The following is a 24,147-nucleotide window of genomic DNA, read 5'->3' on the forward strand; positions in this document are numbered from 1 at the left end:
CTCAATTTAAAAGTTTAATCTATACTCATATTACTTATAAAAGAATTGCTGGTTTATGTTAATATCTTCTGTTTAATTTTCAAAGACCATTTCTTTGTCGCTCTCAAGCGACTTTCTTAGTTTATCATTACTTAGAAAACTTGTCAACAATTTTTTCAAAATATTTTTTATTTTTTAAATTAAATTTAATTTTGAAAGCGAATTGTTTGTATGTCTCTCAACGACGTGTTTCATCTTATCATATATACCAACATAAATTAAGATATTTTTCATAATCTTAACAAATTAAATATATTTTTCTTAGTTTTTCTAATAAATTCTTCTAAATAACTATATAGACACACTTGGATAAGTTTTCTTTAAATTTTTGTATTATTCTATAGAAAATACTACTTTTCATAAATAATAACTATAAAATAAAGTTTTTAATTTATTTCTTTTTTATAATAAATAATTATTACAGATAATTATATTCACTTACTTTTATAATTCCATCATTTATACTTAATTCATTTATTATTTCACCATCATCTATGTAATTAGGTAATTCTATTCTATATATCATTTTTATATTGTAAAACTTAATTGTTATTTCTCCTAAAAACTCTATATTTTATGCCTTTTTGAGTGAAAATCCTATCTATAAATTCTAAAACCTGTGAATTTTTCTCATATATTATTTCAAAATATTTTCTCAAGTATTAGTTATAAATTTAGATTGAAACTTCTTTAATCTTAATAATTTTAAGAATACAAATAAAAATCCTAAAACACCTAAATTATAATATCCTATATCAATAGCTAAACTAATACAAACTATATCCTTTAAAGATGCAGTTGTTGTTAATCCTTTTACTTAAACTTTATTTTTAATATTGTTCCTTACCCTAAAAAATAATACCTAAATTTATATAAAATATATTATTGAATATGAAGTGAATGCTAATCTAGTTATTAAAGTCTACATTATTAAACATTCTTCAATGCATAAAATAGTTGTTAAAATCTAAAAAATATAGGTTTAAATATACTTAGATTTTTAATTATTCTAAATATATTTAAACCTATTTACTTATTTAAAGTTCTAACTCTTATCTAAAGATATCTAATTGTAATTTATCTGCTATTTCCTTTAGAAGTTTCATACTAGCAACACTATTTCCTGGTATATCTAAAGCTGGACTAAATAATCCTATACCACACTTATTAGGAACTGAAGATAATATTCCTCCTCCTACACCACTTTTGGATGGCAATCCAATATGAACTGAAAAAGATCCTGATTCATCATATAATCCATAAGTAGTCATTAATGATTTAACAACTGTAGCTGCTTCTATTGAAAATAATCTTTCGCCATTCCAAGGCATAACACCTTCATTAGCTAATACAGCACCTAATCTTGATAAATCCTTAGCTGTAACTAAAACTGAACATTGTTTAAAGTATGAATCTAAAATATCAGTAACATCACCTTCCATGATTCCATTACCTTTCATATAATAAGCAAGAGATCTATTTATATCCCCTGTTTCTTTTTCTGATAAATATATTTCAGTATCTAAAGTAATTTCATCATCATTCATAATCTTTCTATAAAAATCTAAAATTCTTTTAAAACGTTGTTCATCACTTTTACCTTTAATTAATGATACTACTTTAATAGCTCCTGCATTAATAAATGGGTTTGATGGTTTGTTTTTATGATTTATCTGCATATTCATAATTGAATTAAAAGCAAATCCAGATGGTTCTGTCCCAACTTCTGAAAATACTTTTTCTATTCCATTATCTAATATAGCTAATATTAATGTAGGAACCTTTGATATGCTTTCAATTGCAAATCTAATATCATATTCCCCGGCTGAAAAATCTTTATTTTCTTTTAAATCATAAATACAAATACCTAATTGATTAGGATTTACCTTTGCAAGAGCTGGAATATATGTAGCTACATGTCCTTCTTTTGTGTATTTCCTATTTGATTCTACTAAAGCCTCTAAATTTATATCCATAAAAATCACCTCTTAATTTATTTTCTAAAAATATTATAAACAGTTAATAATTTCAAAATCAAAATTCAAAAATTTTACTTCATATAATTTTTCTACAAGTTCTTTACGAATTTAATTTGAAAATTAAGTTTCTTTTAAAACAAAGTAGATTTTAACTGATATACAATTATAAAAGTGTATTTTTTATGAATTAATTCACAATTTATTAACCTATAGTATTCTTTAGAGAATTTCTAAAGAATACTATAAAGTTATTTATAAAAATACTTTTATAAAAAAATAGAAAGTTAATTATTAGATTGACTATAGTTTTAATCTTTCTTTTTTTCTATATGATGCTATAGTTGAATCATTAGAAAAACTTATTAAATTACTCTTACCTACTCCTATTTTTTGAGAACTATATATCCCAGTATGACCTGAGAAAATATAACTTACTACGCACGCCATAAATAAATATGGAGCTCCTGCTGCTCCAAACATCTCTATTCCCAAAATAAAAGAAGCAATAGGCGTATTAGTAGCTCCTGCGAATACACCTACTAATCCTAGAGAAGCTAAAAATGAAGGTGATAAATTTAATATTCCTGACAATGTATTTCCTAATGTTGATCCAATTACAAATAAAGGAGTTACTTCTCCACCTTGATATCCAGCTCCTAAAGTTATAGATGTAAATATAAGCTTTCCTAAAAAATCAAAGGATGCCACATGTCCATCAAAAGATTCTGATAATAAAGGAAGACTTAAACCTAAATATTTTCTACTTCCTACTAAATAAACTAATAATATTACAATACATCCTCCCACAAAGCTTTTTAATGAGGTATTCTTAAACTTGTTAGAAAATACATCTTTTAATTTATATGTAAGTTGACTAAATAATCTACTAGCTATTCCAAAACAAATTGCTGAAATTATTACTTTTATAATGATAATAAATGAAATGCTAGGTACTCCTAAAACATTATAATGAGAATGATGTACTCCTAAATTTTTAACAACCTCATTTCCTACAATACTAGCAAAAAAACTTGGTATCAAAGCTTCATAACTCATTTTACCTAATACAGAAACTTCTAATCCAAATATAGTTCCAGCAAGTGGTGTACCAAATATAGCCGAAAATCCTCCACTTACTCCTGCAATAAGCATTATTTTTGAATCTTTTTTATTTAACTTTAATAATTTCCCTATAGTCTCTGCTATACTTGCACCAATCTGTACTCCAGTTCCTTCTCTACCTGCTGATCCTCCAAACAAATGAGTTACAACTGTTCCAAAGAAAACTAAAGGAACCATACGAAGTGGCACATCTCCACAATAATCATTTATATCTTCAATAATTAAATTATTACCTTTTACTGAATTTCTTCCAAACTTGTAGTATAAAAAGCTTACTAAAGCTCCACCAAAAGGCAGTAAAAATAAAATCCACCCATGACTAATTCTATAATTAGTTGCCCATTCTAAAGATTTTAAAAAGATAGCTATTACTACTCCTATAAAAACACCTATTAAACTTCCTATTAATGACCACTTTAAAAATGTTTTTATTAGCAGAAAATAATTTTTACTAAAAAAATCATTTAAACAACCCTTAGATTTTTCTTTCATTTATATTCTCCCTTCATTAGATATTAATAATTTTAAAATTAAAAATAACTCCTACAAAATATAAGCTATATAAACACACAACTTATATTTTGTAGGAGTCATTAGCATAAAGCATTTAACGGTGAACTCCATCACCTATAAAAATTACCTTTAAATAGTAACATAATTATGAATAATTGTCCACATTTAATTAACAAAAAATTATACATCTAATCTAAAATAATATCTTCAATAACTTTCACACCATTATCAAGCATAGAATTTAAAAATACGTAATTCATAAAATTAGCTTTATGCATAGGCATATCAAATGTGTCTACAAGTTTTCTTGGCACATATATTTCTCCATCTTTATTAATTCTATTAAACTCTGCTCTTAAGCTTATAGCCAATTGATAAATACATATATCTGTACAATCACCTACTATTATTATATTATCTATCTCTTCCTTATTTAGTATGAATTTATCCTCTAAAAATCCATTTGTTGAATTTTTCTTTATAACTTCTATACCTTCTAAATTCAATTCCTCAACAAGTTCCCATTCATCAGTATTTTTCATACAATGTTTAGGATATGATTTTAATTCTATCGAATCTTCTGTATGATAATCAGTAAAAGCTTTAACTCTTATTCCATTATTTAAAGCATACTTTCCTAAATTACTTATTGGAATTATTAAATTTTCTATCCTCTCACTGTATAAAGCCCCAGCTTTAGCAAACCCTTTATTTATATCAACTATCAAAAGCATTGTTCTGTTCTTATCTAAACTTTTAAAATTTATACTTTCTAATGATTGAAGTCTTTCATAAATTCCACTTATCATTTCATTACTTTCACTTAATAATATTTCTTTAGTATCCATGATTTAAATCCCCCTATATTTTTTATATTTATTTTATTATGTAACCAATTAATATCTTTATCAATAATTCTAAATATTTTTAACACTTAATTAAAGAATTCATTCTTAATAAATTCTTAGAACTTATATAAAATAATTTCATTTATTATATTTATGTAAAATAAACTCTCATTTGATAAATTAATTTTAAAACCATATAATCAAAGAGTAATTTATATTATAAAACTTTAAATCTTATAAAAAAGGAGGATAAATTTTGAATAAATTTTTCAAAAATAATAAATCGTATATAAAAATGGTATTAGTAATAATAGTATCTTATTTATCAATAAAGTTAATAGATAATATACCTAGTGTTATGTCTGCTGTTCATACAATTTTATCAGTACTGTTACCTTTTTTATTAGCATTTATTATTGCCTACATATTGAATCCAATTGTAAATTTATTTAGTAAAAAATTCAAATTATCAAGAGCAATTAGTATAGTAATAACTTACTTGCTATTTGTAACATCAATTTCACTAGCAGCGACTTATTTACTACCTAAATTATATACAAGTTTAATTGAGTTAATAGATAATATACCAGCCTTTACTAATTATGTGCAAAAACTACTTACAGAAATAATGGCAAGCTTTAAAGTTCCTGAAGGAATAAACTCTTATTTACCTCATGGAGATACCAATAAACTAATAACATTTATTGGTTCTATGGTTACAGTATTATCAAATTGGTTATTAGATGCTGCAATAAGCTTAACTAGCTCTATAATAAACTGGATATTTGGATTCTTAATTTCCATATATGTTTTAGTAGATAAGGACAAGTTCTTATCTCATAGTAGTAAAGTTACAAGAATTATTTTTGGTAAACATCTTGGAAATAAAATATTAGAATTTGTAAAAATACTTAATGAAAAAATAGGAACTTATGTTGGAATAAAAGCAATAGATTCATTAATAATAGGTGTACTAGCATTTATTGGATTAACAATAATGAAATCTGAATATGCACTTTTATTATCAGTAGTAGTTGGTATAACTAATATGATCCCTTACTTTGGACCATTTATAGGTATGATTGTAGGATTTTTTATAAATGTATTTATAAGTCCAATGAAAGCAGTTATTGTCTTAATATATCTTTTCATACTACAACAATTTGATGCTTGGTACTTAGATCCTAAACTTATAGGAAACAGAGTTGGACTTAGCCCATTTCTAGTAATTCTTGGAGTTACTATTGGTGGTGCCGTATATGGTCCTATAGGTATGATACTTGGAAGTCCAGTTATGTCAGTTATTAGAATCTATACCTTAAAATTAATTAAAAGATTTGAATATAGATCCGAATAAGAAAAAGAAGTTGTATTAACGCAACTTCTTTTTCTTATTTATATATTTTGCTCCTATGTAACTTAGTTTTTATATTACAATTATGCAAATTAAAGTATGTCTTAATAAACTATCTTTTTGATTTATAGTAAGTTATATAATATATAATTCGTTAAAGGATCAAACTCAATCATAAAATCTTTTATAATTTAATTTTTTGATATAATACCTTATAATTTTTGAACGATTTTTATTGATTTTGAACGATTTTGATTGTATAATCTATTTACAAGGTTTTAGGAGGTTATTATGTTAAGTGAAAAAAGACATGAAATAATATTAAACTTATTAAAACTAAAAGGTTTTGTTAGCCTAACTGAATTACTTTACGCCACTGAAAGCTCTGAGTCAACTATAAGAAGAGATCTTAGTTACTTAGAATCTATAAATCTATTAAAACGAGTTCACGGTGGCGCTAAATCAATAGCTAATGTTTCAAAAGAACTAAGTTATAATGAAAAATCATCCAAAAGCATTCATGAAAAAAGAGCTATAGCAAAATATGCATCTTCTTTAATAGATGATGGCGATTGTATTTTTGTAGATGCAGGAACTACAACATATGAACTAATCGATTACTTAGAGGGAAAGGATATACTCGTAGTAAGTAATGGATTATCTCATATAGATACATTAATCAAAAAAAATATTAAGTGCTACGTAATAGGCGGAAATATTAAAATTTCTACAAAAGCAATAACTGGATGTGATGCATTAATGTGTCTTTCAAAATTTAGATTCGATAAATGTTTTATTGGTACTAATGGAGTTCATCATACATATGGACTTACTACTCCAGATAATGAAGAAGCAATATTAAAAGAATGTGCAATAAACAACTCTAGAAAAGCTTATGTATTAGCTGATGACTCTAAATTTGGAGAAATTTCAACAGTAAAATTCTCTGATATTAACAAATGTGTAATAATAACAAACGAAAAACCTGAAGATACATATGATAAAAAAACTAATATAAAGGTGGTTGATATTTAATGATTTATACTCTTACTCTTAATCCATCTATTGACTATGTAATAGATGTAGAAAATCTAGAGCTAGGTAAAGTAAACAGAACATCTAAAGATTTTAAATTCCCTGGTGGAAAAGGAATTAATGTTTCAAGAATTTTAGGAAATCAAAAAATAGATAATATAGCTCTTGGATTCCTTGGTGGATTTACTGGTAAATTCATTGAAGATAATCTAAACTCTTTAGGAGTAAAAACAGAATTTATAAAAGTAAAAGGTGACTCAAGAATAAATGTAAAAATTAAATCTAATAAAGAAACAGAAATAAACAGTGATGGTCCAATTATATCAGCTGAAAACTTAAAATCACTGTTTAGAAGACTAGATCAGTTAGTAGAAGGAGATATCTTAGTTCTTGCAGGTAGTATCCCATCTACTCTACCTAGAGATTTATATCTTCAAATACAAAAAAGAGTCTCTCAAAACAATGTAAAGGTTGTAGTTGATACTTCTGGAAAAGCTCTTTTAGAAGCCATAAAAAATAAACCTTTTTTAATAAAACCAAATAATCATGAAATTGAAGAAATATTTAATGTAAAAATAAATTCTGAAGAAGAACTTATTAAATATGGAAAAGAGTTAGTTTCTCTTGGAGCAGAAAATGTAATAATCTCTATGGCTGGAGATGGTGCTTTATTAATAACTAAGTATGGTGTATTCAAAGGAAATGCTCCTAAAGGAGAAGTTAAAAATTCTGTAGGAGCTGGAGATTCCTTAGTAGGAGGTTTCTTAGCAAAATATGTTGAAACTAAAGATTTAATTTCTTCCTTCAAAAATGGAATAGCATCAGGAAGTGCTAGTGCATTTTCTTTAGATTTAGCTCTTGCTGAAGATGTCAATAAATTATTACCAATTATAAAAATAAAAAGATACGAGGAGGTTTAAAATATGAAAATTTCTCAATTATTAAGTCTTGATACAATAAAACTTGACCTTGCAGCATCTAATAAAAATGAAGTTATAGATCAATTAGTTGATGTTTTATGGGATGCTGGAAAGTTAACTAACAAAGCTCTTTATAAAGAAGAGATTTTAAAAAGAGAAAGCTTATCTTCTACTGGTATTGGTGAAAGAATAGCAATTCCTCATGCTAAAACAAAAGCAGTAAAAAATGCATCTTTAGCTCTTGGTATATATAAATATGGTGTAGATTATGATTCACTTGATGGTGAACCTGTTAATATAGTATTTATGATCGCTGCTCCAGATGGAGCAAATGATGAGCATTTAGAAACTCTATCTAGACTTTCAGTACTTTTAATGAATCCTGAATTCAAAAGTGGACTTTTAAATTCTAAAACACCAGAAGAAGTTATTTCTCTTATTGATAAATTTGAAGAAAATGAAGAATCTGATGAACTTAAAGATTTTAGCGAAACAAAAAATGATTCAAATAAAAAATATATCTTAGCTGTTACAGCATGTCCAACTGGTATTGCTCATACTTATATGGCTGCTGATTCACTTAACAAAACTGCTAAGGAAATGGATATACATATAAAAGTTGAAACTAACGGTTCAACAGGAGTAAAAAATAGATTAACTCAAGAAGACATAGATAAGGCTGACGGTATAATAGTTGCAGCTGATAAACAAGTTGAAATGGCTAGATTTAATGGTAAAAAGGTTATAATAGTTCCTGTAGTACAAGCTATGAAAAGACCAAAAGAATTAATAAACGAAGCCTTAAGTAGCTCTGCTCCAGTTTATTATCATTCTGGAGATTCTTCTAATCAATCTTCTGGTAAAACTGAAAGAAGAGGATTTTACAAACACTTAATGAATGGTGTTTCAAATATGTTACCATTTGTTGTTGGTGGTGGTATATTAATAGCCATATCATTTATGTTTGGTATTCACTCAGCTGAAATAAATGATCCTACTTTTAGTCCAATAGCTAAATTATTAAAAGACATTGGTGGAGGAAATGCTTTTTTCCTTATGATTCCTGTTCTTGCTGGATTCATTGGGTCAAGTATAGCTGATAGACCAGGATTTGCTCCTGCTATGGTTGGTGGTTTAATCGCTGCTAACAGTGGATCTGGTTTCCTTGGTGGACTAATCGCTGGTTTCCTTGGCGGATACGTAGTTGTATTATTAAAGAAAATATTTAGTAAATTACCACAATCATTAGAAGGTATTAAACCTGTTTTACTATATCCTCTATTTGGTATTTTAATAACTGGTGCATTAATGTACTTAGTAATTGTTGGACCTGTAACTGCTTTAAATAACAATATAGCAATATGGTTACAAAACATGGGAACTGGAAACTTAGTTCTTCTTGGAATAGTACTTGGTGGAATGATGGCTATAGATATGGGAGGTCCTATAAATAAGGCTGCATTTACTTTTGGTATAGCTATGATTGCTTCTGGAAACTACTATCCACATGCAGCTATAATGGCTGGTGGTATGGTACCTCCTTTAGCTACAGCTTTAGCAACTACTTTCTTTAAAAATAAATTTACTAAAGATGAAAGAGATGCTGGTACTACTAACTATATAATGGGATTAACTTTCATAACTGAAGGAGCTATTCCATTTGCTGCAGCAGACCCATTTAGAGTTATTCCTGCTTGCGTTATAGGTTCAGCTATAGCTGGAGGATTATCAATGATATTTAAAATAGGCTTACCTGCTCCTCATGGTGGAATATTCGTAGTTCCAGTAGTTGAAGGAAATCCTCTTTTATATATTCTATCAATATTAGTAGGCTCTGTTGTAGCAGCTCTAATAATAGGATTCTTAAAGAAACCTGTAAATGAAATAAACAAATAACATATAATTAAAGGTGAGGTATTAAACTAAGTTTTATTATTAACTTTTATACCTCACCTTTCTCTTTTTTTAATTACTTAAATTTTAACTATTAATAAATAAGTTACCTCCACCTGCATGGCAGGTGGTTTTATTTTTTCTAAATAAAAAGATTAGATATAATCCTAAAAAGAATTTCTATCTAATCTTTAATTAAAATTTTCTATTATCTTTACTTTTTTCAGACTATAATATAAATTTAAATATTTCAACTATTATAGCAGCTATACATGCACTTATTGGAATTGTTAAGATCCAAGCCCAAACTATATTCTTAGCAACTCCCCACTTAACAGCTTTAGGGTTTTTAGAAGCTCCAACTCCCATTATTGTAGTTGTTATTATGTGAGTTGTACTTACAGGTGCATGGAACATAGTAGCTATTCCTATAACACCAGCTGCCCCAGTTTGTGCTGCAAATCCATTAACAGCGTTTAATTTAGCAACTCCACTTCCCATTGTTTTAATTATTTTTTGTCCACCTATTGAAGTTCCTATTGCCATTGCAATTGCACATAAAGCTATAACCCAAGTTGGTACTTCAAAAGTAGATAAAAATCCTCCACTTAAAAGCGCCATAGTAATTATACCCATTGATTTTTGAGCATCATTTCCACCATGATTTAAAGCCATTAGTGCTCCTGAAACCACTTGTAATTTTGAGAAAATTCTATTTACAGGTCCTGGTTTACATCTTCTTAATGCCCAGTTTAATAAAACCATAAATAGGTATCCAACTATTAAACCTATAATTGGTGATAATATAAGCCAAAGAATTACTTCGTCAAAAAGAGTTCCCCAACTTATTATGTTAATTGAATGAGAATAAGCTATTCCTCCACCTATTAAAGCTCCTATTAAGGCATGAGAAGAACTACTTGGAATTCCAAAATACCAAGTAATAAGATTCCATATAATAGCTCCTAATATAACTGCTGCAATAACCCATAGAGGTATTTTACTTTGATCTACTATACCATCTCCCACAGTTTTAGCAACTTCAGTACCTAAAAATGCTCCAATAAAGTTAAATAATGCACATAAAGCTATAGCAGCCTTAGGTGAAAGAGCTCTTGTGGAAATTGATGTAGCAACAGCCGTTGCAGTATCATGAAATCCATTTATAAAATCGAAAGCTAATGTTAAGAGAATAATAACAACTGTTACAGCTAAAGTACTAGACATACTTCATCACTACTCCCTCAACTATATTGGCTACAGCCTCACAACTATCTAAAGTTAACTCTAAGAACTTATATATTTCTCTCCATTTTATTATATCAATAACTGGAGTCTTTCCATCCTCAGCAAATAATTCTGATATAATTTGTCTATAGAAAACATCTCCTTTGTTTTCTATTTTATTTATTGAAATTACTCTTTCTGTAATTTCTTTATTTTTCTTTTTCATATTCTTAAATTCTTCCATTAAATACACTAGCTCTCTTGATGCATCAACTATTAAACTTCCTAGAACTTTAGCACCTTCTTTTGATTCATTTATATTGAACATAGTGAATCTATGCATAGTGCTTTCTATTGAATCTAAAATATCATCCATTCTTTTTGTTATAGAAAATATATCTTCTCTATCAATAGGAGTTATAAAAGAGTTGTTTAGTTCTTCTATAAGTTTATGAACTATTTCATCTCCTTTATGTTCTAACTCTTCAACTCTAGCTGTGTGGCTTGTTTTATTTTCAAGATCACCTAAAGCTTCACTTAATATTACCGCTGCTTTTTCTACATTTTTTGCTTCTTCGATAAACATATCATAAAATTTATCTTCTTTAGGATTTAAGTTAAACATTCTTATTTCATCTCCTGGTCCTCATTATGAATTTTTATTGAACAAATTTAGTATATCATAATATTTTTAAAAATTTAACAATGAATTTATTAATTAACTTACACTTAACACAGAATGTATCTTTATCCATTTGTTTTGCAAATATACACGATTTTATTTAATATAATTAAATAAACCCCTTCAAAATTTATTATATTATTAATTATATGTAAATCTACTTAACATTATATTATATATAATCTAGTAATTTATTAATATTTTTTTAAACTAAAAAACATTATCATAAAATACAAAATATTTTTATATTAAGAACTCTTTTAACCTAGTGTTAATTTATATATAACTATATAAATATCTTAATAATATAATTATTTTAAAAGCCTTCCAGCTTCTAAAGCTCTTTGTATTATAGTTATAAATATTATTAATGAAAATATATTTGTCACTAAGCCTAATCTTATATATGATAATAAAATCATAAGTGAAAAACAAATAAACCCTTCTGATCTTTCTGCAAGTCCTGCTTGATATCTAAAAGATTTTATACTATTATTTTGAGCTAAGGCTCCTACTGTTAAAAATATTGTCATAGATATTAAAATCATCATTGTTAATATTAATAGCTCTAACCTATTATTCTCAAATTTTAAAGCTAAAACAAATATTATACTAAGTTCAACAATTCTATCAAAGGTTATATCTAAAAGTGTTCCAAAAGGACTGGTTAAATTCTTTTTTCTTGCCATAGCACCATCAACAGAATCTAAATATCCTGATATCCAAAGAAAAACTACTGATAAAACTAATTTATCAAAATAAAGAAGTACTGAACTCAAAACGCCTACTATTAGAGCTATTACACTAACTCCATTTGGTGTTAATCTTAAACTCAATAATGTATTAGCACCTAAATCTATTATTGGATTCACATACTTTCTTCCATAAGTATCTAACATTTTTTCTCTCCCTATATTTTAAACTTTTATTTGTTTTTATTTTTTATTAGATAAATCTCTAAAATCTCTATCAACATCTTAAGCGCTTAAAATTAATTATCTTTTCTTACTTTATTTGCTAATTTAATTCTGTTTATCCATTGATTAATTGTACTTATATTCTTTTGACTTTTAGCTTTTCCATTAATAACATCCTCATTAAAAATAAAATCTAATATGTGTAGTGCATTTTTCTCTGAAGATTTAAAAGTATTTACACAGGATTCACAATAAGAAACTATATTTTCACAATCTGTAGAATTAGCTCTTTTATTTTTCTGACTTATCCATAGCTCTTTATTAGTAACGCCTACCATCCCCCCACAGCCACAACATTCAGTTTTGTTTCTATTTTTCTCAAATTCTACTATTTTGATTCCTAAGTCTTTAAGTATGCTTCTAACAGCTTCATGGATTTGTTCTTCTTTTTTTATTGGACATGGATCATGTAAAGCAAATTCTTCTTTTAAATCTGAATATTTGTTTTTTAATTCATTTGGCACTCCAAATTCATTTATAACTTCCCAAAGTGTTATTACTTTAATATCTTTAAAAGCTGCTCCAAAAGTTTTATAACAATTTTCACAAGCTACTATTATTTCATCAACACCCTTAATTTTCAAATTATTTTCAATATCATTTAAATTACTTTCAAATAAATCTAAGTTTCCAATGTCTTTTGAAGGTTTTCCACAACATTTTAGTAATATCTCTACTTCACCTAAATTTTCTATTAAGTACTCCTTTATTTTAAAAATAATTTCATTATTATATCCACTTAAACTACATCCTGGAATAAACACTCTTTTTATTTTCTTATCATTATTTTTTGATGTTAAAAACTTAGAAAAACTACCTTTTTGATGATTTTGAATAACTTTTAAATTAAATTTTTTACTAGTATTTTTTAAATTTTCTCTATAAGATTTTATTCTTAAATTTTGAAACATCGCTTTTAAATTTATATCTTTTGGACACGCTTCAGTACATGCATTACAAAGCATACAAGAATATGCAATTTCATCATAACTTATTTTATTCTTATCTATATCTCTTAATATGTTTTTGGGACTTTCTCCAAAAGTATTCATCATTGGACACACCTTGTAGCAAAGTCCACAATTAACACAATCCTCTAAATTTTTTCTAAGTTCCTTATTTGTCATTTTTACCTCTTTTCTCATTCCAAACTTTTTTCCCTACATATATTGCTATACTTAAAGCAAATAAAATTAGAAGTCCACTCATAAGTAATTGTGCTCCCCCAGTAAGCATACCCCCAACATAGGAATATACTATTGTGGCAGGTAATTGTCCAAGACCTGTAGCAATAAAAAATGACCAAAAATTCATTGATGTAAGCCCTGCAGCATAACTAACTAAATCAAAAGATATAAAAGGTAATAACCTTGCTATTATTATAGTATGTTTACCATACTTTTCAAAGAAACTATCTATATCCTTTAAGGCAAATTTACTAGTTAATTTTTCAACTGCACCTCTTCCTAATCCTCTTGCTATATAAAAGCATAATGCTGCCCCAACCATAGCACTACTCCATGATAATATAGCACCCTTAACCCATCCAAATATAGCTGCATTACTTAATGTTATTAAAAAAGCTGGTATTGGGGCTACTACTGATTGAAGTATCATTAATAAAAATGAGGTTATAGGTGCCCATATTCCAAAAGATAATATATATTCCTTTATCATATCTAAATTCATACTACTTAAATAAAAAATCATTTGATTTACTTTGCTATTAACAACTGGAATAAATAGATATACTCCTAAAACAACTATTAAAATACATAAGGTACTAACCCATGACTTTACTATTTTTTTCAACATTTTTCCTCCATTTAATTTAAACTTTCATTGCCGTAAAACAAATAATCTATAAAAATATTTTAACTATTTTCATTTAAAAAATTATATTTGATATAAAAATTATAAATTTTAATATACTAATTAATTATATATCAAAACTTCTAAATAAATATACTTATTTTTGTGAATTTTAAAATAAGATTCTTCCTTAAACTAGAAACCAGCATTCATCTTCAATCTCAACTTAAAAATTTAATTAACTCTGAAATAATGATTACATTTATAAAGTAATAAATTCTTTCTAAAAAATTCAAATTTAAAAGGGTAAATATACTTTAAAGCATATCTACCCTTTTAATAACAATATTACTTTTTATTTTAAATTTTATCCCTTAACTCCACCAATATTCACGCCTTCTGTTAATTTTTTATGAACTAATGAGTATATAACCATTGTAGGTACCATTACTATAACCAATCCTGCAAATAATGCTCCCCAGTCAGTTGCAAACTTTTGAACTTCCATTAAATTTTGTAATCCTACTGGCAATGTTTTTTTATCTGCATCTGTTATGAAAGTCATTGCCATAGCATATTCATTCCAATAATTCATAAAGTTGAATATCATTATAGTTATAATTCCTGGTTTAGCTAATGGAACTACTATCTTTGTTAATATTTGAAGATTGGTACATCCATCTATCATTGCTGCCTCTTCATAATCCTTTGCAATTCCCTTCATAAATCCACTCATTATATAGATTGAGAAAGGTAAACTTAGCACTGCATATACAAGAGCTAGTGCAAATAAATTATTTAATAATTTCATTTTTTCTAATATTGTAAATAAAGGTACTATAATATATACTGGTTGGATAAATAATCCCGCCATGAATAAATTCTTTATAAAATTACATCCAAAAAACTTTTGTCTAGCTAAAACATAAGATGCTGGTACACTTAAGCATAGTGATAAAACCATAGCTATTATAGTAACTAATATTGAGTTGAAGAAGTAAGCTCCCATGTTAGCTTCTGTAAATGCAGTTATATAGTTGGCAAATCCAAAACTTTTTGGTAATGCCCATGGACTTTTATAGAATTCTTTGGTAGTTTTAAAAGAAGACATTATTGTCCATATGATTGGTACTATAACTAAAATAGTTGCAACTATTAATATAATCCTTAATAATGTATTAGATATTACTTTTTTAGTTTTGTTTTCAGTATCTAAACCTACATTTTTTCTCTTTTTAGTTTCTAACATGTTATCTCACTCCCCTCTGTTGTAATCTTTTTACTCTCTTTTCTTCTCTTGCATCAGAATCACTTAACTTATTAATTATTAATGCAAGGATCATAGCAAAGGCAAATATAGTTACTCCAACTGCCATAGCATATCCATATTGAGAATTTGTAAATGCTTGCTTATACATATATGTCAATAAAACTTCTGATTTTCCATTTGGTCCACCCTTAGTCATTACAGTTACAAAGATAAAGCTTAGATTAAGCGCTCCTGTAATAAAGAATGCAAAGGTTACTCTAACTACATCCCATAAAAGCGGTAATGTTACATATCTAAACTTTTGCCAAACTGAAGCCCCTTCTAAATAACATACTTCGTAAAGAGAAGGTGATATTCCATCTAATCCAGCTATATAAATTACCATATAATAACCAACAGCTTGCCATACCATAGTTATAACTAATGCCCATAGTACTAATTTTGAATCTCCAAGCCACGCTAGACCAGCTAACCTATCTAATCCTATCATTTCAAAAAATGCTTTAAGAATTCCTATTGAGGGGTCATAAACATATGTAAATAAGACCCCTATAACAACCATTGATAATATATTTGGAAAAAATAGTATAACTCTATAGAAATTTTTTTCTTTTAACTTACTTTGAGTTATTACTACTGCTAAGAATAAAGAAAGGATTATTGTTATTGCTGGAAATAAAACTATTATGAAAAATGTATTGCAGAATGCTTCCTTAAAATATCTATCATTTAAAAGTGCTTTAAAGTTATCTAACCCAACAAATACTGGCTCTCCTGAAATCCCACTCCATTCATATAAAGACATCATGAAACCTTTTCCAATTGGGTACAGCATAAATATTGTAAATAGTATAAGTGCAGGCAACACACACATTGCTAAAAATATTTTCCTTTTATTACTATTCATTAAATTTCACATCCTATAATTTTAAAGAAGGAGAAGAATATCCTCTCCTTCTCAATAAATTTTATTTTATCTTAATAATTATTCAACAACTTCTTTAGCAAGAGTTTGTGAGTCAGATTCTAAGTTATTAATCCATTCATCAACTGTTAATTCTTTATTTATTATACTTCCTACTGGTCCAAATAAACTATCTTCTCTAAAATCTAATTTAGAGTTTGTTGGTTTAAATGAAAGTGGGATTGGTTTAGCCCCTTCTTCAACAACTTTATAAGATTCATATCCTGATGCATCTAATGAAGATTTAGCTTTTTCAACTGCTCCCTTAACTGGAACTACAGCCTTAGCTATTTCAGCATTCTTTTGAACCATAGCATCTGTATATTGGAATGCTAAAAATTCTTTTGCTAATTCAACTTGATCTGATTTAGCTGGAATATACATTTGTTCTATTGTTGTAGTTACATATTGAGTATCTCCTTCTTTAAATGCTGGTGGAGCCATAAATCCAAACTCAAACCCCTCTGGTATAGCATCTTTCATTTCTCCTTCTAACCAGCTACCACATGGTAAGAATAATGCTTTTCCATTTAAGAATTCAACTTGTGCTTGAGTATGAGTCATACCAACTGTTCCATTAAGAACCATGTCCTCATCAGCCATTTTTTGGAATACATCTAATGCTTTCTTGACATTTGGATCTTTCCAAGCACCTTCTTTATAATTAAATATATTTTCTACAGCTTCTTCTCCAGCTGCACTAGCTAACATTGGGAATATTACAGCCTCATTATATCCTGGAGCTTGTCCTTGATAAGTATAAAGAGCTATTCCTTCATCTTTTGCCTTCTTACCTAATTCAAAGAACTCATCCCAAGTTTTTGGAACTTCCCATCCTTTTTCTTTGAATAAAGCTTTGTTATACCACATACCTGTAACATTATAGTAAAGTGGTGCTAGAAATACTTTTTCATCTCCATATGGAGTTGTAAGTGGTGTATCTAAAAATCCTGGTAATATTTTATCTTTTATTTTTTGACCTGGATTATCTGGATCTTCTCTATCAAATACATCACTTAAATCTACTAAAGCTTTATCCTTTATTAAAGCATTAGCTATACCTGATGGGTCATTTGTACTTAAGTATATAAAGTCAGGTGTATTTGATGATGATAATTTAGGTCTTATAATATCACCTATTTTAGGATTAGCTTCCATCTTAACTTCTACATCTGGGTGCTTAGCTTCAAAGGCATCTATACAAGCATCCCAGTAATCCTTACCAAATCCACCTTCAAAAACAGCTATTTCTAAAACCTTTTTCTCTCCTGAACCTTCTGCTTGTTCAGTTGATGGCTTTTCATTATCTTTTGGTGTCTCTTCTTTATTTCCACATCCTACAAATGAAGATGCAACTATAGCAGTAACACATGTAACAGTTAACATTTTAACTAATTTTCTTTTCATAAACTCTCTCCTCCAATACCCTTACTCGTTTCCTGTAAACATTTTCTCAACATCTTTATAATACTTCTTAATGAATTTTTTTTGAATATAAGGATTTTACTTAAACATGTACTTTTTTTACAATATCCATACAAAATAAAAATAATCTATATTTATGATAAAACTTTATTGCTATAATCCTTTTTAAACTTAGATGGACTTATCCCATAAAACTTTTTAAAAACCCTATTAAAATAAAATTGATCTGTCATTCCAATACTGTTAGCAACCTCTTTAACCAAATTATCTGGCTGTTTTAATAACTCCTTAGCCTTTTTCATCTTTACTTCATTTATAAAATACATAAGATTTTTTCCTGTTTCATTTTTAAAAACTCTACTTAAATAACTTTCATTTAAATTCACAGCATTAGCAACCATAACTAATGTTATTCTCTTATCAATATTCTTTTCTATAAATTTTATAATCTCATTAACCTCTTTTTTATAACTAAGATCTTTGCTCTTTATATATCTTTGATTAATGTAATCTATTAAGCAAGTTGAATTATTTATTAATTCCTCTATATTATCGCTCTTTAATATCTTTCCTTTTAACTCTTTTGTACTATTTAAATCTTCTTGGACATACTCATGATTCTCTATTAATTCACACATAAAATTTACATAATTTATTAAATTTGAAGGTTTTACATTCATATTAGAGCACCTTCTTGAAAATTCTTTTATAAGTTCCTTATTAGCAGAAATTTCTCCTAACTCTATATTCTCTAAGATAGCATCAGTTACTTCTTTTCTAAGCTTAATACCATCACCAAACCCCAAAAATTCTTCACTTATTATTAAAAAATTTTCCTTACCATAAAATCTCAAACTAAGAATTTCCTCAACCTTTTTAAAGCTCTCTTTCAATCCTTGTATACTTTCTATATTTCTTATTAAAACAGCGCTAACTTGAATATTCAGATAAAGCATTATTAAATTCTGTATGTTTATTGTTTTTATTTTTAAACTATTAAAATCCATTTTAGATATGAAAATATACTTATGATTATTTATTGGAACAATTTTAACCTCATTTGCACCAACTTCTTCCTTTATTATATTTTCTATAGTAATAGCCAATTTATTTTTATCCTTAATTTTTTCCTGATAAACCTTTTTATAATTATCTATATAAATACAAGCACCAGTATAATAACCACCATCATCATTTAAAAAATCAATATTTGGAAACTCATTTAAAAGTTCTTCATAAGATAGATAATCCTTTAAATATTCCTTTAATAAAGAAATTTCAGCTAATTTTTTTGTCTTATCAAATTCATTTTTAAACTGTTCTTCTTTCTCTTCTTCCTCTTTTATCTTTTCTAAACTTTCCCTAAATTTATCAATTATATCTTCTAGTTCCTTTGGTCTTAAAGTTATTTTTAATAAATAGTCATCTGCACCTTTTTTCATTGATTCTCTAACTAATTCATATTCTCCATAATTGCTAAGAACAAGTATCTTCCCTCTAAAATTTTCTTTTTTAAGCTTATCAATTAATTGAATACCATTTAAACCCTTCATTTTAAGGTCTGTTATAATAAGATCAGCACCATTCTCATTTAGTATGTTAAGAACTTCTAATCCATCTTGAGCTAATCCAACTATATTAAACCCATGAGATTCCCAGTCTATTATATTTCTCATAGCAATTCTAACTATTTTTTCATCATCAGCAATAATAACCTTGAACATAAAAAATTCCCCCTATATACTCTTCGGAATTACCATTTTGACAATAGTTCCTTTATTCACCTCACTGTAAATAGTTGTCCCATAACCTAAACCAAATGTTAACTTTATCCTTTCATAAACATTATTCCACCCAATACCTGAAAGTTTATTATCCTCAATCCTTTCTTTACTATTAAACCCTTTTCCGTTATCACTAATTGATATTAAAATATTTTCTTCCTCCGATATAATCTTAATAATAATCTTTTGATCCTCTTTATTTTCATCAATTCCATGAATTATTGAATTTTCTACTATTGGTTGTAAAATAAACTTTATCACTTTATTTTCTAATAAAAGTTCATCTACTTCATATTCAACATCAAAAGAATTTCCATACCTTATTTTTTGAATAACAACGTAATTCTTTATATTCTCTAGTTCTTCCCTAATAGTTATAAGCTCATTTTTATCTATAATTGTATTTCTTAATAATTCTGCTAAGGAACTAAGTCCTTCACTTACTGTATAATCTTGATTCATTAAAGCTGTCCACTTTAAAGAGTTTAATGTATTAAATAGAAAATGAGGATTAATTTGTGCCTGTAGCATTCTTATCTCTAAATCCCTTTTCTCAATTTCTTGTAATTTACTCTTTTCAATTAATTCATTTATTCTTTTTAACATAGAGTCAAAATTATCAGAAATAGCACCTATCTCATCTTCATAAGTATCATTTACTAAAACTTTTAGATCTCCATCAGATACTCTTTTCATCTTATTTAAAAGATTGTATAAAGGTACTTTAATACTTGAATATATAAAATATGAAAATATTAATACTACTAAAGTGAAAAGTAAACTTATTATAATCATTTCTTTCCTTAAACTATGAATATCAGAATTTATAAAAGCATAGGGTGTCATTGAAGCTATATACCAATTAAATCCATTTAATTTTCTATATGTAGCTACATAATTTTCTCCATTTACCACTATACTTCTTGCAGTGTCCTTAGAATGTTTATTTTTAAGAAACTTATTTAAATAAGGCTCCTCTAATATAAAATTACTATTTAAATTATTTTCAGAAATTATTATGTTATTTTCCTCATCTATTATAAAAATCTCGCTACCTTTCCCAATATTAAAAAGAGAAAAAGATGAAGCAAAAACTTCATTTTTTATAGCCATGAAAATATAACCCACAATGCTATTATCCTGTTTCACTGGAGTTACTATACATATATGTGGTTCATTATTTAAAAATGTAGAAAACCAAAACAGTCCACTTTCAGATTCATCAGCATACCTTTCTATATCTTCCATCTTAAAATATTTAAAACCTTGCATATAAGCAACCTCATAATCCTTTGATATTATTTCAAGTTCTACTATATTAGGTAAAAGTGAAAGTTTTTTAGATAAATAATCATTCATATACTTTAGAAATTCATCCCTTTTTTTCCCATCCATAAATTTATAATTTATAAGATTATTAGCTATTTCTTCATTCATTGACAATTCAATAGATGCTCGTTCTAAGAACTCTTTATTTTTATAAATGTCTTCACTAATTATAAAAATCATATTTTCTGAATAATTTATTGCATTATTTTTTAATGCATTAGTAGCTTTTTTATATAAAAGTATTCCTAAAATACTACTACAAAAAATTATTCCTACTGAAAATGATGCTATAAGTCTATTTTTAATAGAAGTCTTTCTAAGAAAATTTGATATTTCTCTTAAGGTATTTGTTATTCTCTTTATAATTTTTCTCACTCCTTAGTATAATTTCTATATTCTTTTCAATATTTTATCATATATGTATTTTTTTTGAAATAAAACTCTACATCAATTCTTATATTTTTCTATTTTCACAAAAATCATATAAATATTAAAAATATCCTTAGTGAAAATACACTAAGGATATTATATATAAGGGAATTAAAAGAAAAAGCTTATTTATTTATATCTAACCATCTTATTTCCATAGGAGCTAAAGTTAAAGTTCCAACCTTAACACCATTTATATATGCATCTGTAATTTTTTCTTCTTGAGTGTTATTTATTATAGCCATTTTTCCTACTTCTAAAAATGCAGCACACTCAGTATCTATATTAGTTACATAGAATTTTTTCATCTCATCTTCTTTACTTGCAGCCCAATAAATTGATCTTAATAAAATTCTACAATTCTCTGGAGTATATGGGAATCCTGCAAAATAAACACTTCTACCTTTTCCATATGTGTTTACAGCACAAGTGGTATCTCCTCTAAAGTGATTCTTTAAGCAATGTTCATTACCGAAGTCCATTCTTAAAACTTGGTAACTATCACCCTTTCCATAAACGCCTTTCATACCTTCACCAAAATCAATAGATTTTTCACCAATTTCTTCTGTTATAAAATGATGTGGATTTAATTCATTATATTTTCTAGTGCTTAAGCTAAATCCAACTTCCTTATCAACTCCTAAAACATCTGCTAACTGGAAGAATTTATTCTCATAGTGTATTGCAGTTGGTTCTCCAACTCCTATGAATCCACCACCATTGTCAACCCAATTTCTAATCATAGAAACTAATTTAGGATTTTTCCAATACTCTCCACCACTCCAAGCAGTGTAAGCATCTCCAGCATTTATAATAACTCCAATATCCTCTGGAATTCCATTTTCTAATATATAATCAAAACTAATAAATTCTACTTCTACAGGCATACCACTTAAACATTCAACAATTCCAGCATATGAATATACTTCCTTGTACCAAAGAGCATGAGCTACTTGTTGAGTTTGCCAACTTCTTAGTTTACCCCAACAGTTTAATACTCCAACCTTAAATGGAGCTACATATGCCTTAGTTCCTTTTATAGTTTCGTGAATTTCTCTAAATTCATCACATATTTTTTCAACTTGCTCAACAAACTCTGGAAATTTAACTGCAAGTGATAAATATCCACCATATCCTATTCTATCTAGAGGACTTCTTAATATAGCTCTTCTTGATTGTAACCAATTCTCTCTTGCTTCCAAAACAGGATCTCCCGTTTCATTAAATACATCTGGGAAAAAGTATGGTAAAAATCTTCCTTCTGTATACTTAACTCCCGGAATATCAGCTATCATTCTCATAGTTGTTCCATTACCTACAGAACCAACTACTGCATCTAATCCAATACTTGAAAAATATTTTCCATAAGGCTCTGTTCCTATCCAGTTATCACCTAAGAACATCATTGCTTCTTTTCCATTTTCATGACATAAATCTACTAACTCTTTAGCCATTTTTGAAACATGTTGACATTGAAAATCTATGAAGTCTTTATATTGTTTTGTTGGTACTCTGAATGTTGAATTATAGTAACCAGCATCAACTATATCTTCTGGTCTTAATTTATATCCCTTTTCTTTTTCAAACTGCTCTAAGGCCAAAGGACTAACTGATGAACTATATCCAAACCAATCAACAAATTTCTCTTTAGCAACTTCATTAAAGCATAATGTAAAATGATAGAAGAAAGTAGTAAATCTAACTACATCTACTTCTGGATTATCATCAATCCATTTCTTTAAAATTTTTTTAACATGTAAACTAGTCTTAACTTGTCTACAATCATAAGGCATTTCATGAGGCTTATCTCCCCAATCATTAGTTATATGATTATACATTTGAGTTGGATCCCAAATCATATAAACTAAGAAATTTACTGTATATTCATGATAAGGCGTAGTTTCTTCTATTGTTAAAATTTCACTTTCTTTATGAAAACTCCACTTTGAAGGTGCTATAACTTCCCCAGTTGTTCTATCTATAACTTCCCACCATTTTTTTTCATCATGAACTTTATCTATTTTAAATTGCTCAGCATAATATCCTTCTAATATTTTTATTTCAGTTTTTTCTGATTTAGCAATAACAGGTTCTGACATTAAGTAAAGTTGTTGTAATTCATCTTTATTTTCTCTAGCCCATTTTTGATCACTTCTAACTGTTAGATATGTAGAATATAACTTAACCCCTAAGTCAACAATATCCTTAGAAAGCTTAGTTCCATCACAATCTCTTAAGGCATCAGCTCCCCATCTATCTATAATACTTTTTATTTCTTCTTTCATATTAGAATCTGTTGGTATTGTAACTCTTCCTTTTAACTTACCCATAATTTTCTCCTCCATTTCCCTTGATATAGCATTTAAAGTCATGCATATAATATACCTTTTTCTTACAGTTCAATATTAACATTTGTCAATTAACGTTTACATGCAATTTATTTACTAAATCATTCAAAATTTTGAGTATATTATTTTTAATGATAGTTTATAATTAAAAATAATATACTCAAAAACAAAAAAAACTTACAAACCTATCCTAAGAA

At 27.2% G+C, this 24,147-nt stretch carries 18 protein-coding genes and 1 riboswitch; of the genes, 4 read left to right on the forward strand and 14 right to left on the reverse strand.

The features are described from left to right. Positions 1-1,091: 1,091 nt before the first annotated feature. The 3 genes from glsA to Q1J60_RS09350 all read right to left on the reverse strand — a co-directional run bounded on the left by glsA (position 1,092) and on the right by Q1J60_RS09350 (position 4,501). A complete protein-coding gene (gene glsA, locus Q1J60_RS09340) occupies positions 1,092-2,015 on the reverse strand; it encodes a glutaminase A (protein WP_300261215.1) in 924 nt (307 codons plus the stop codon). A gap of 303 nt (positions 2,016-2,318) precedes the next feature. Then, positions 2,319-3,632, reverse strand: coding sequence for a voltage-gated chloride channel family protein (locus tag Q1J60_RS09345; RefSeq protein WP_300261217.1), 1,314 nt, complete (start codon positions 3,630-3,632; stop codon positions 2,319-2,321). An 85-nt stretch (positions 3,633-3,717) separates the two neighbouring features. Next, positions 3,718-3,777: riboswitch (Fluoride riboswitch) on the reverse strand. Positions 3,778-3,841: 64 nt separating this feature from the next. After that, a complete protein-coding gene (locus Q1J60_RS09350; protein WP_300261220.1) occupies positions 3,842-4,501 on the reverse strand; it encodes a cysteine hydrolase family protein in 660 nt (219 codons plus the stop codon). Between the two features lie 256 nt (positions 4,502-4,757). Here Q1J60_RS09350 and Q1J60_RS09355 point away from each other — a divergent pair, with 256 nt between their 5' ends. The 4 genes from Q1J60_RS09355 (at position 4,758) to Q1J60_RS09370 (ending at position 9,706) form a co-directional block, all read left to right on the forward strand. Then, positions 4,758-5,858, forward strand: a complete 1,101-nt coding sequence (locus Q1J60_RS09355; protein WP_300261222.1) for an AI-2E family transporter — start codon at positions 4,758-4,760, stop codon at positions 5,856-5,858. 288 nt (positions 5,859-6,146) lie between these two features. Continuing rightward, complete coding sequence (locus tag Q1J60_RS09360) at positions 6,147-6,890, forward strand: DeoR/GlpR family DNA-binding transcription regulator (protein WP_300261225.1); 744 nt, start codon at positions 6,147-6,149, stop codon at positions 6,888-6,890. Further along, entirely contained in the window at positions 6,890-7,810 is a 921-nt protein-coding gene (gene pfkB, locus Q1J60_RS09365; RefSeq protein WP_300261228.1) for a 1-phosphofructokinase, read from the forward strand. The genes Q1J60_RS09360 and pfkB overlap by 1 nt, the downstream gene beginning before the upstream one ends. 3 nt (positions 7,811-7,813) lie before the next feature. Further along, positions 7,814-9,706 carry a PTS fructose transporter subunit IIABC gene (locus tag Q1J60_RS09370; protein WP_300261231.1) on the forward strand — a complete coding sequence of 631 codons (1,893 nt, stop codon included), beginning with the start codon at positions 7,814-7,816 and terminating at the stop codon, positions 9,704-9,706. Positions 9,707-9,931: 225 nt separating this feature from the next. Here Q1J60_RS09370 and Q1J60_RS09375 read toward each other — a convergent pair whose 3' ends face one another. From Q1J60_RS09375 to gnpA, 11 genes are all read right to left on the reverse strand, one after another. After that, entirely contained in the window at positions 9,932-10,930 is a 999-nt protein-coding gene (locus tag Q1J60_RS09375; protein ID WP_300261234.1) for an inorganic phosphate transporter, read from the reverse strand. Then, positions 10,923-11,555 (reverse strand): DUF47 domain-containing protein, encoded by a 633-nt coding sequence (locus Q1J60_RS09380; RefSeq protein ID WP_300261237.1) that lies wholly within the window; start codon positions 11,553-11,555, stop codon positions 10,923-10,925. The genes Q1J60_RS09375 and Q1J60_RS09380 overlap by 8 nt, the downstream gene beginning before the upstream one ends. 368 nt (positions 11,556-11,923) lie before the next feature. Then, entirely contained in the window at positions 11,924-12,511 is a 588-nt protein-coding gene (locus Q1J60_RS09385) for a CDP-alcohol phosphatidyltransferase family protein (protein WP_300261239.1), read from the reverse strand. 92 nt (positions 12,512-12,603) lie between these two features. Beyond that, on the reverse strand, positions 12,604-13,716 hold the full coding sequence (locus Q1J60_RS09390) for a (Fe-S)-binding protein (RefSeq protein WP_300261241.1): 1,113 nt from the start codon (positions 13,714-13,716) through the stop codon (positions 12,604-12,606). Beyond that, positions 13,706-14,401, reverse strand: a complete 696-nt coding sequence (locus Q1J60_RS09395; RefSeq protein ID WP_300261244.1) for a TVP38/TMEM64 family protein — start codon at positions 14,399-14,401, stop codon at positions 13,706-13,708. The genes Q1J60_RS09390 and Q1J60_RS09395 overlap by 11 nt, the downstream gene beginning before the upstream one ends. 367 nt (positions 14,402-14,768) lie before the next feature. Then, entirely contained in the window at positions 14,769-15,650 is an 882-nt protein-coding gene (locus Q1J60_RS09400) for a carbohydrate ABC transporter permease (RefSeq protein ID WP_300261246.1), read from the reverse strand. A 1-nt stretch (position 15,651) separates the two neighbouring features. Beyond that, on the reverse strand, positions 15,652-16,578 hold the full coding sequence (locus Q1J60_RS09405) for a carbohydrate ABC transporter permease (protein ID WP_300261249.1): 927 nt from the start codon (positions 16,576-16,578) through the stop codon (positions 15,652-15,654). Between the two features lie 78 nt (positions 16,579-16,656). Further along, positions 16,657-18,042, reverse strand: coding sequence for a carbohydrate ABC transporter substrate-binding protein (locus Q1J60_RS09410; RefSeq protein ID WP_300261252.1), 1,386 nt, complete (start codon positions 18,040-18,042; stop codon positions 16,657-16,659). A gap of 152 nt (positions 18,043-18,194) precedes the next feature. After that, the gene (locus Q1J60_RS09415; protein ID WP_300261254.1) at positions 18,195-19,784 is read right to left on the reverse strand and encodes a response regulator transcription factor; all 1,590 of its coding nucleotides are present in this window, start codon (positions 19,782-19,784) and stop codon (positions 18,195-18,197) included. Positions 19,785-19,796: 12 nt separating this feature from the next. After that, positions 19,797-21,548, reverse strand: a complete 1,752-nt coding sequence (locus Q1J60_RS09420) for a sensor histidine kinase (protein ID WP_300261257.1) — start codon at positions 21,546-21,548, stop codon at positions 19,797-19,799. A 179-nt stretch (positions 21,549-21,727) separates the two neighbouring features. Further along, entirely contained in the window at positions 21,728-23,932 is a 2,205-nt protein-coding gene (gnpA, locus tag Q1J60_RS09425; RefSeq protein ID WP_300261259.1) for a 1,3-beta-galactosyl-N-acetylhexosamine phosphorylase, read from the reverse strand. Between the last annotated feature and the right edge of the window lie 215 nt (positions 23,933-24,147).

It is taken from the genome of Clostridium sp. (genome assembly GCF_029258205.1).
Taxonomy (GTDB): Bacteria; Bacillota; Clostridia; order Clostridiales; family Clostridiaceae; genus Sarcina.

Coding starts and splice junctions, on each gene's coding strand:
- pfkB (WP_300261228.1), top strand. CDS start 6,890: ATGATTTATACTCTTACTCTTAATCCATCTATTGACTATGTAATAGAT.
- Q1J60_RS09390 (WP_300261241.1), bottom strand. CDS start 13,716: ATGACAAATAAGGAACTTAGAAAAAATTTAGAGGATTGTGTTAATTGT.
- Q1J60_RS09410 (WP_300261252.1), bottom strand. CDS start 18,042: ATGAAAAGAAAATTAGTTAAAATGTTAACTGTTACATGTGTTACTGCT.
- Q1J60_RS09400 (WP_300261246.1), bottom strand. CDS start 15,650: ATGTTAGAAACTAAAAAGAGAAAAAATGTAGGTTTAGATACTGAAAAC.
- Q1J60_RS09385 (WP_300261239.1), bottom strand. CDS start 12,511: ATGTTAGATACTTATGGAAGAAAGTATGTGAATCCAATAATAGATTTA.
- Q1J60_RS09370 (WP_300261231.1), top strand. CDS start 7,814: ATGAAAATTTCTCAATTATTAAGTCTTGATACAATAAAACTTGACCTT.
- Q1J60_RS09345 (WP_300261217.1), bottom strand. CDS start 3,632: ATGAAAGAAAAATCTAAGGGTTGTTTAAATGATTTTTTTAGTAAAAAT.
- Q1J60_RS09350 (WP_300261220.1), bottom strand. CDS start 4,501: ATGGATACTAAAGAAATATTATTAAGTGAAAGTAATGAAATGATAAGT.
- Q1J60_RS09375 (WP_300261234.1), bottom strand. CDS start 10,930: ATGTCTAGTACTTTAGCTGTAACAGTTGTTATTATTCTCTTAACATTA.
- gnpA (WP_300261259.1), bottom strand. CDS start 23,932: ATGGGTAAGTTAAAAGGAAGAGTTACAATACCAACAGATTCTAATATG.
- Q1J60_RS09405 (WP_300261249.1), bottom strand. CDS start 16,578: ATGAATAGTAATAAAAGGAAAATATTTTTAGCAATGTGTGTGTTGCCT.
- Q1J60_RS09415 (WP_300261254.1), bottom strand. CDS start 19,784: ATGTTCAAGGTTATTATTGCTGATGATGAAAAAATAGTTAGAATTGCT.
- Q1J60_RS09360 (WP_300261225.1), top strand. CDS start 6,147: ATGTTAAGTGAAAAAAGACATGAAATAATATTAAACTTATTAAAACTA.
- glsA (WP_300261215.1), bottom strand. CDS start 2,015: ATGGATATAAATTTAGAGGCTTTAGTAGAATCAAATAGGAAATACACA.
- Q1J60_RS09380 (WP_300261237.1), bottom strand. CDS start 11,555: ATGTTTAACTTAAATCCTAAAGAAGATAAATTTTATGATATGTTTATC.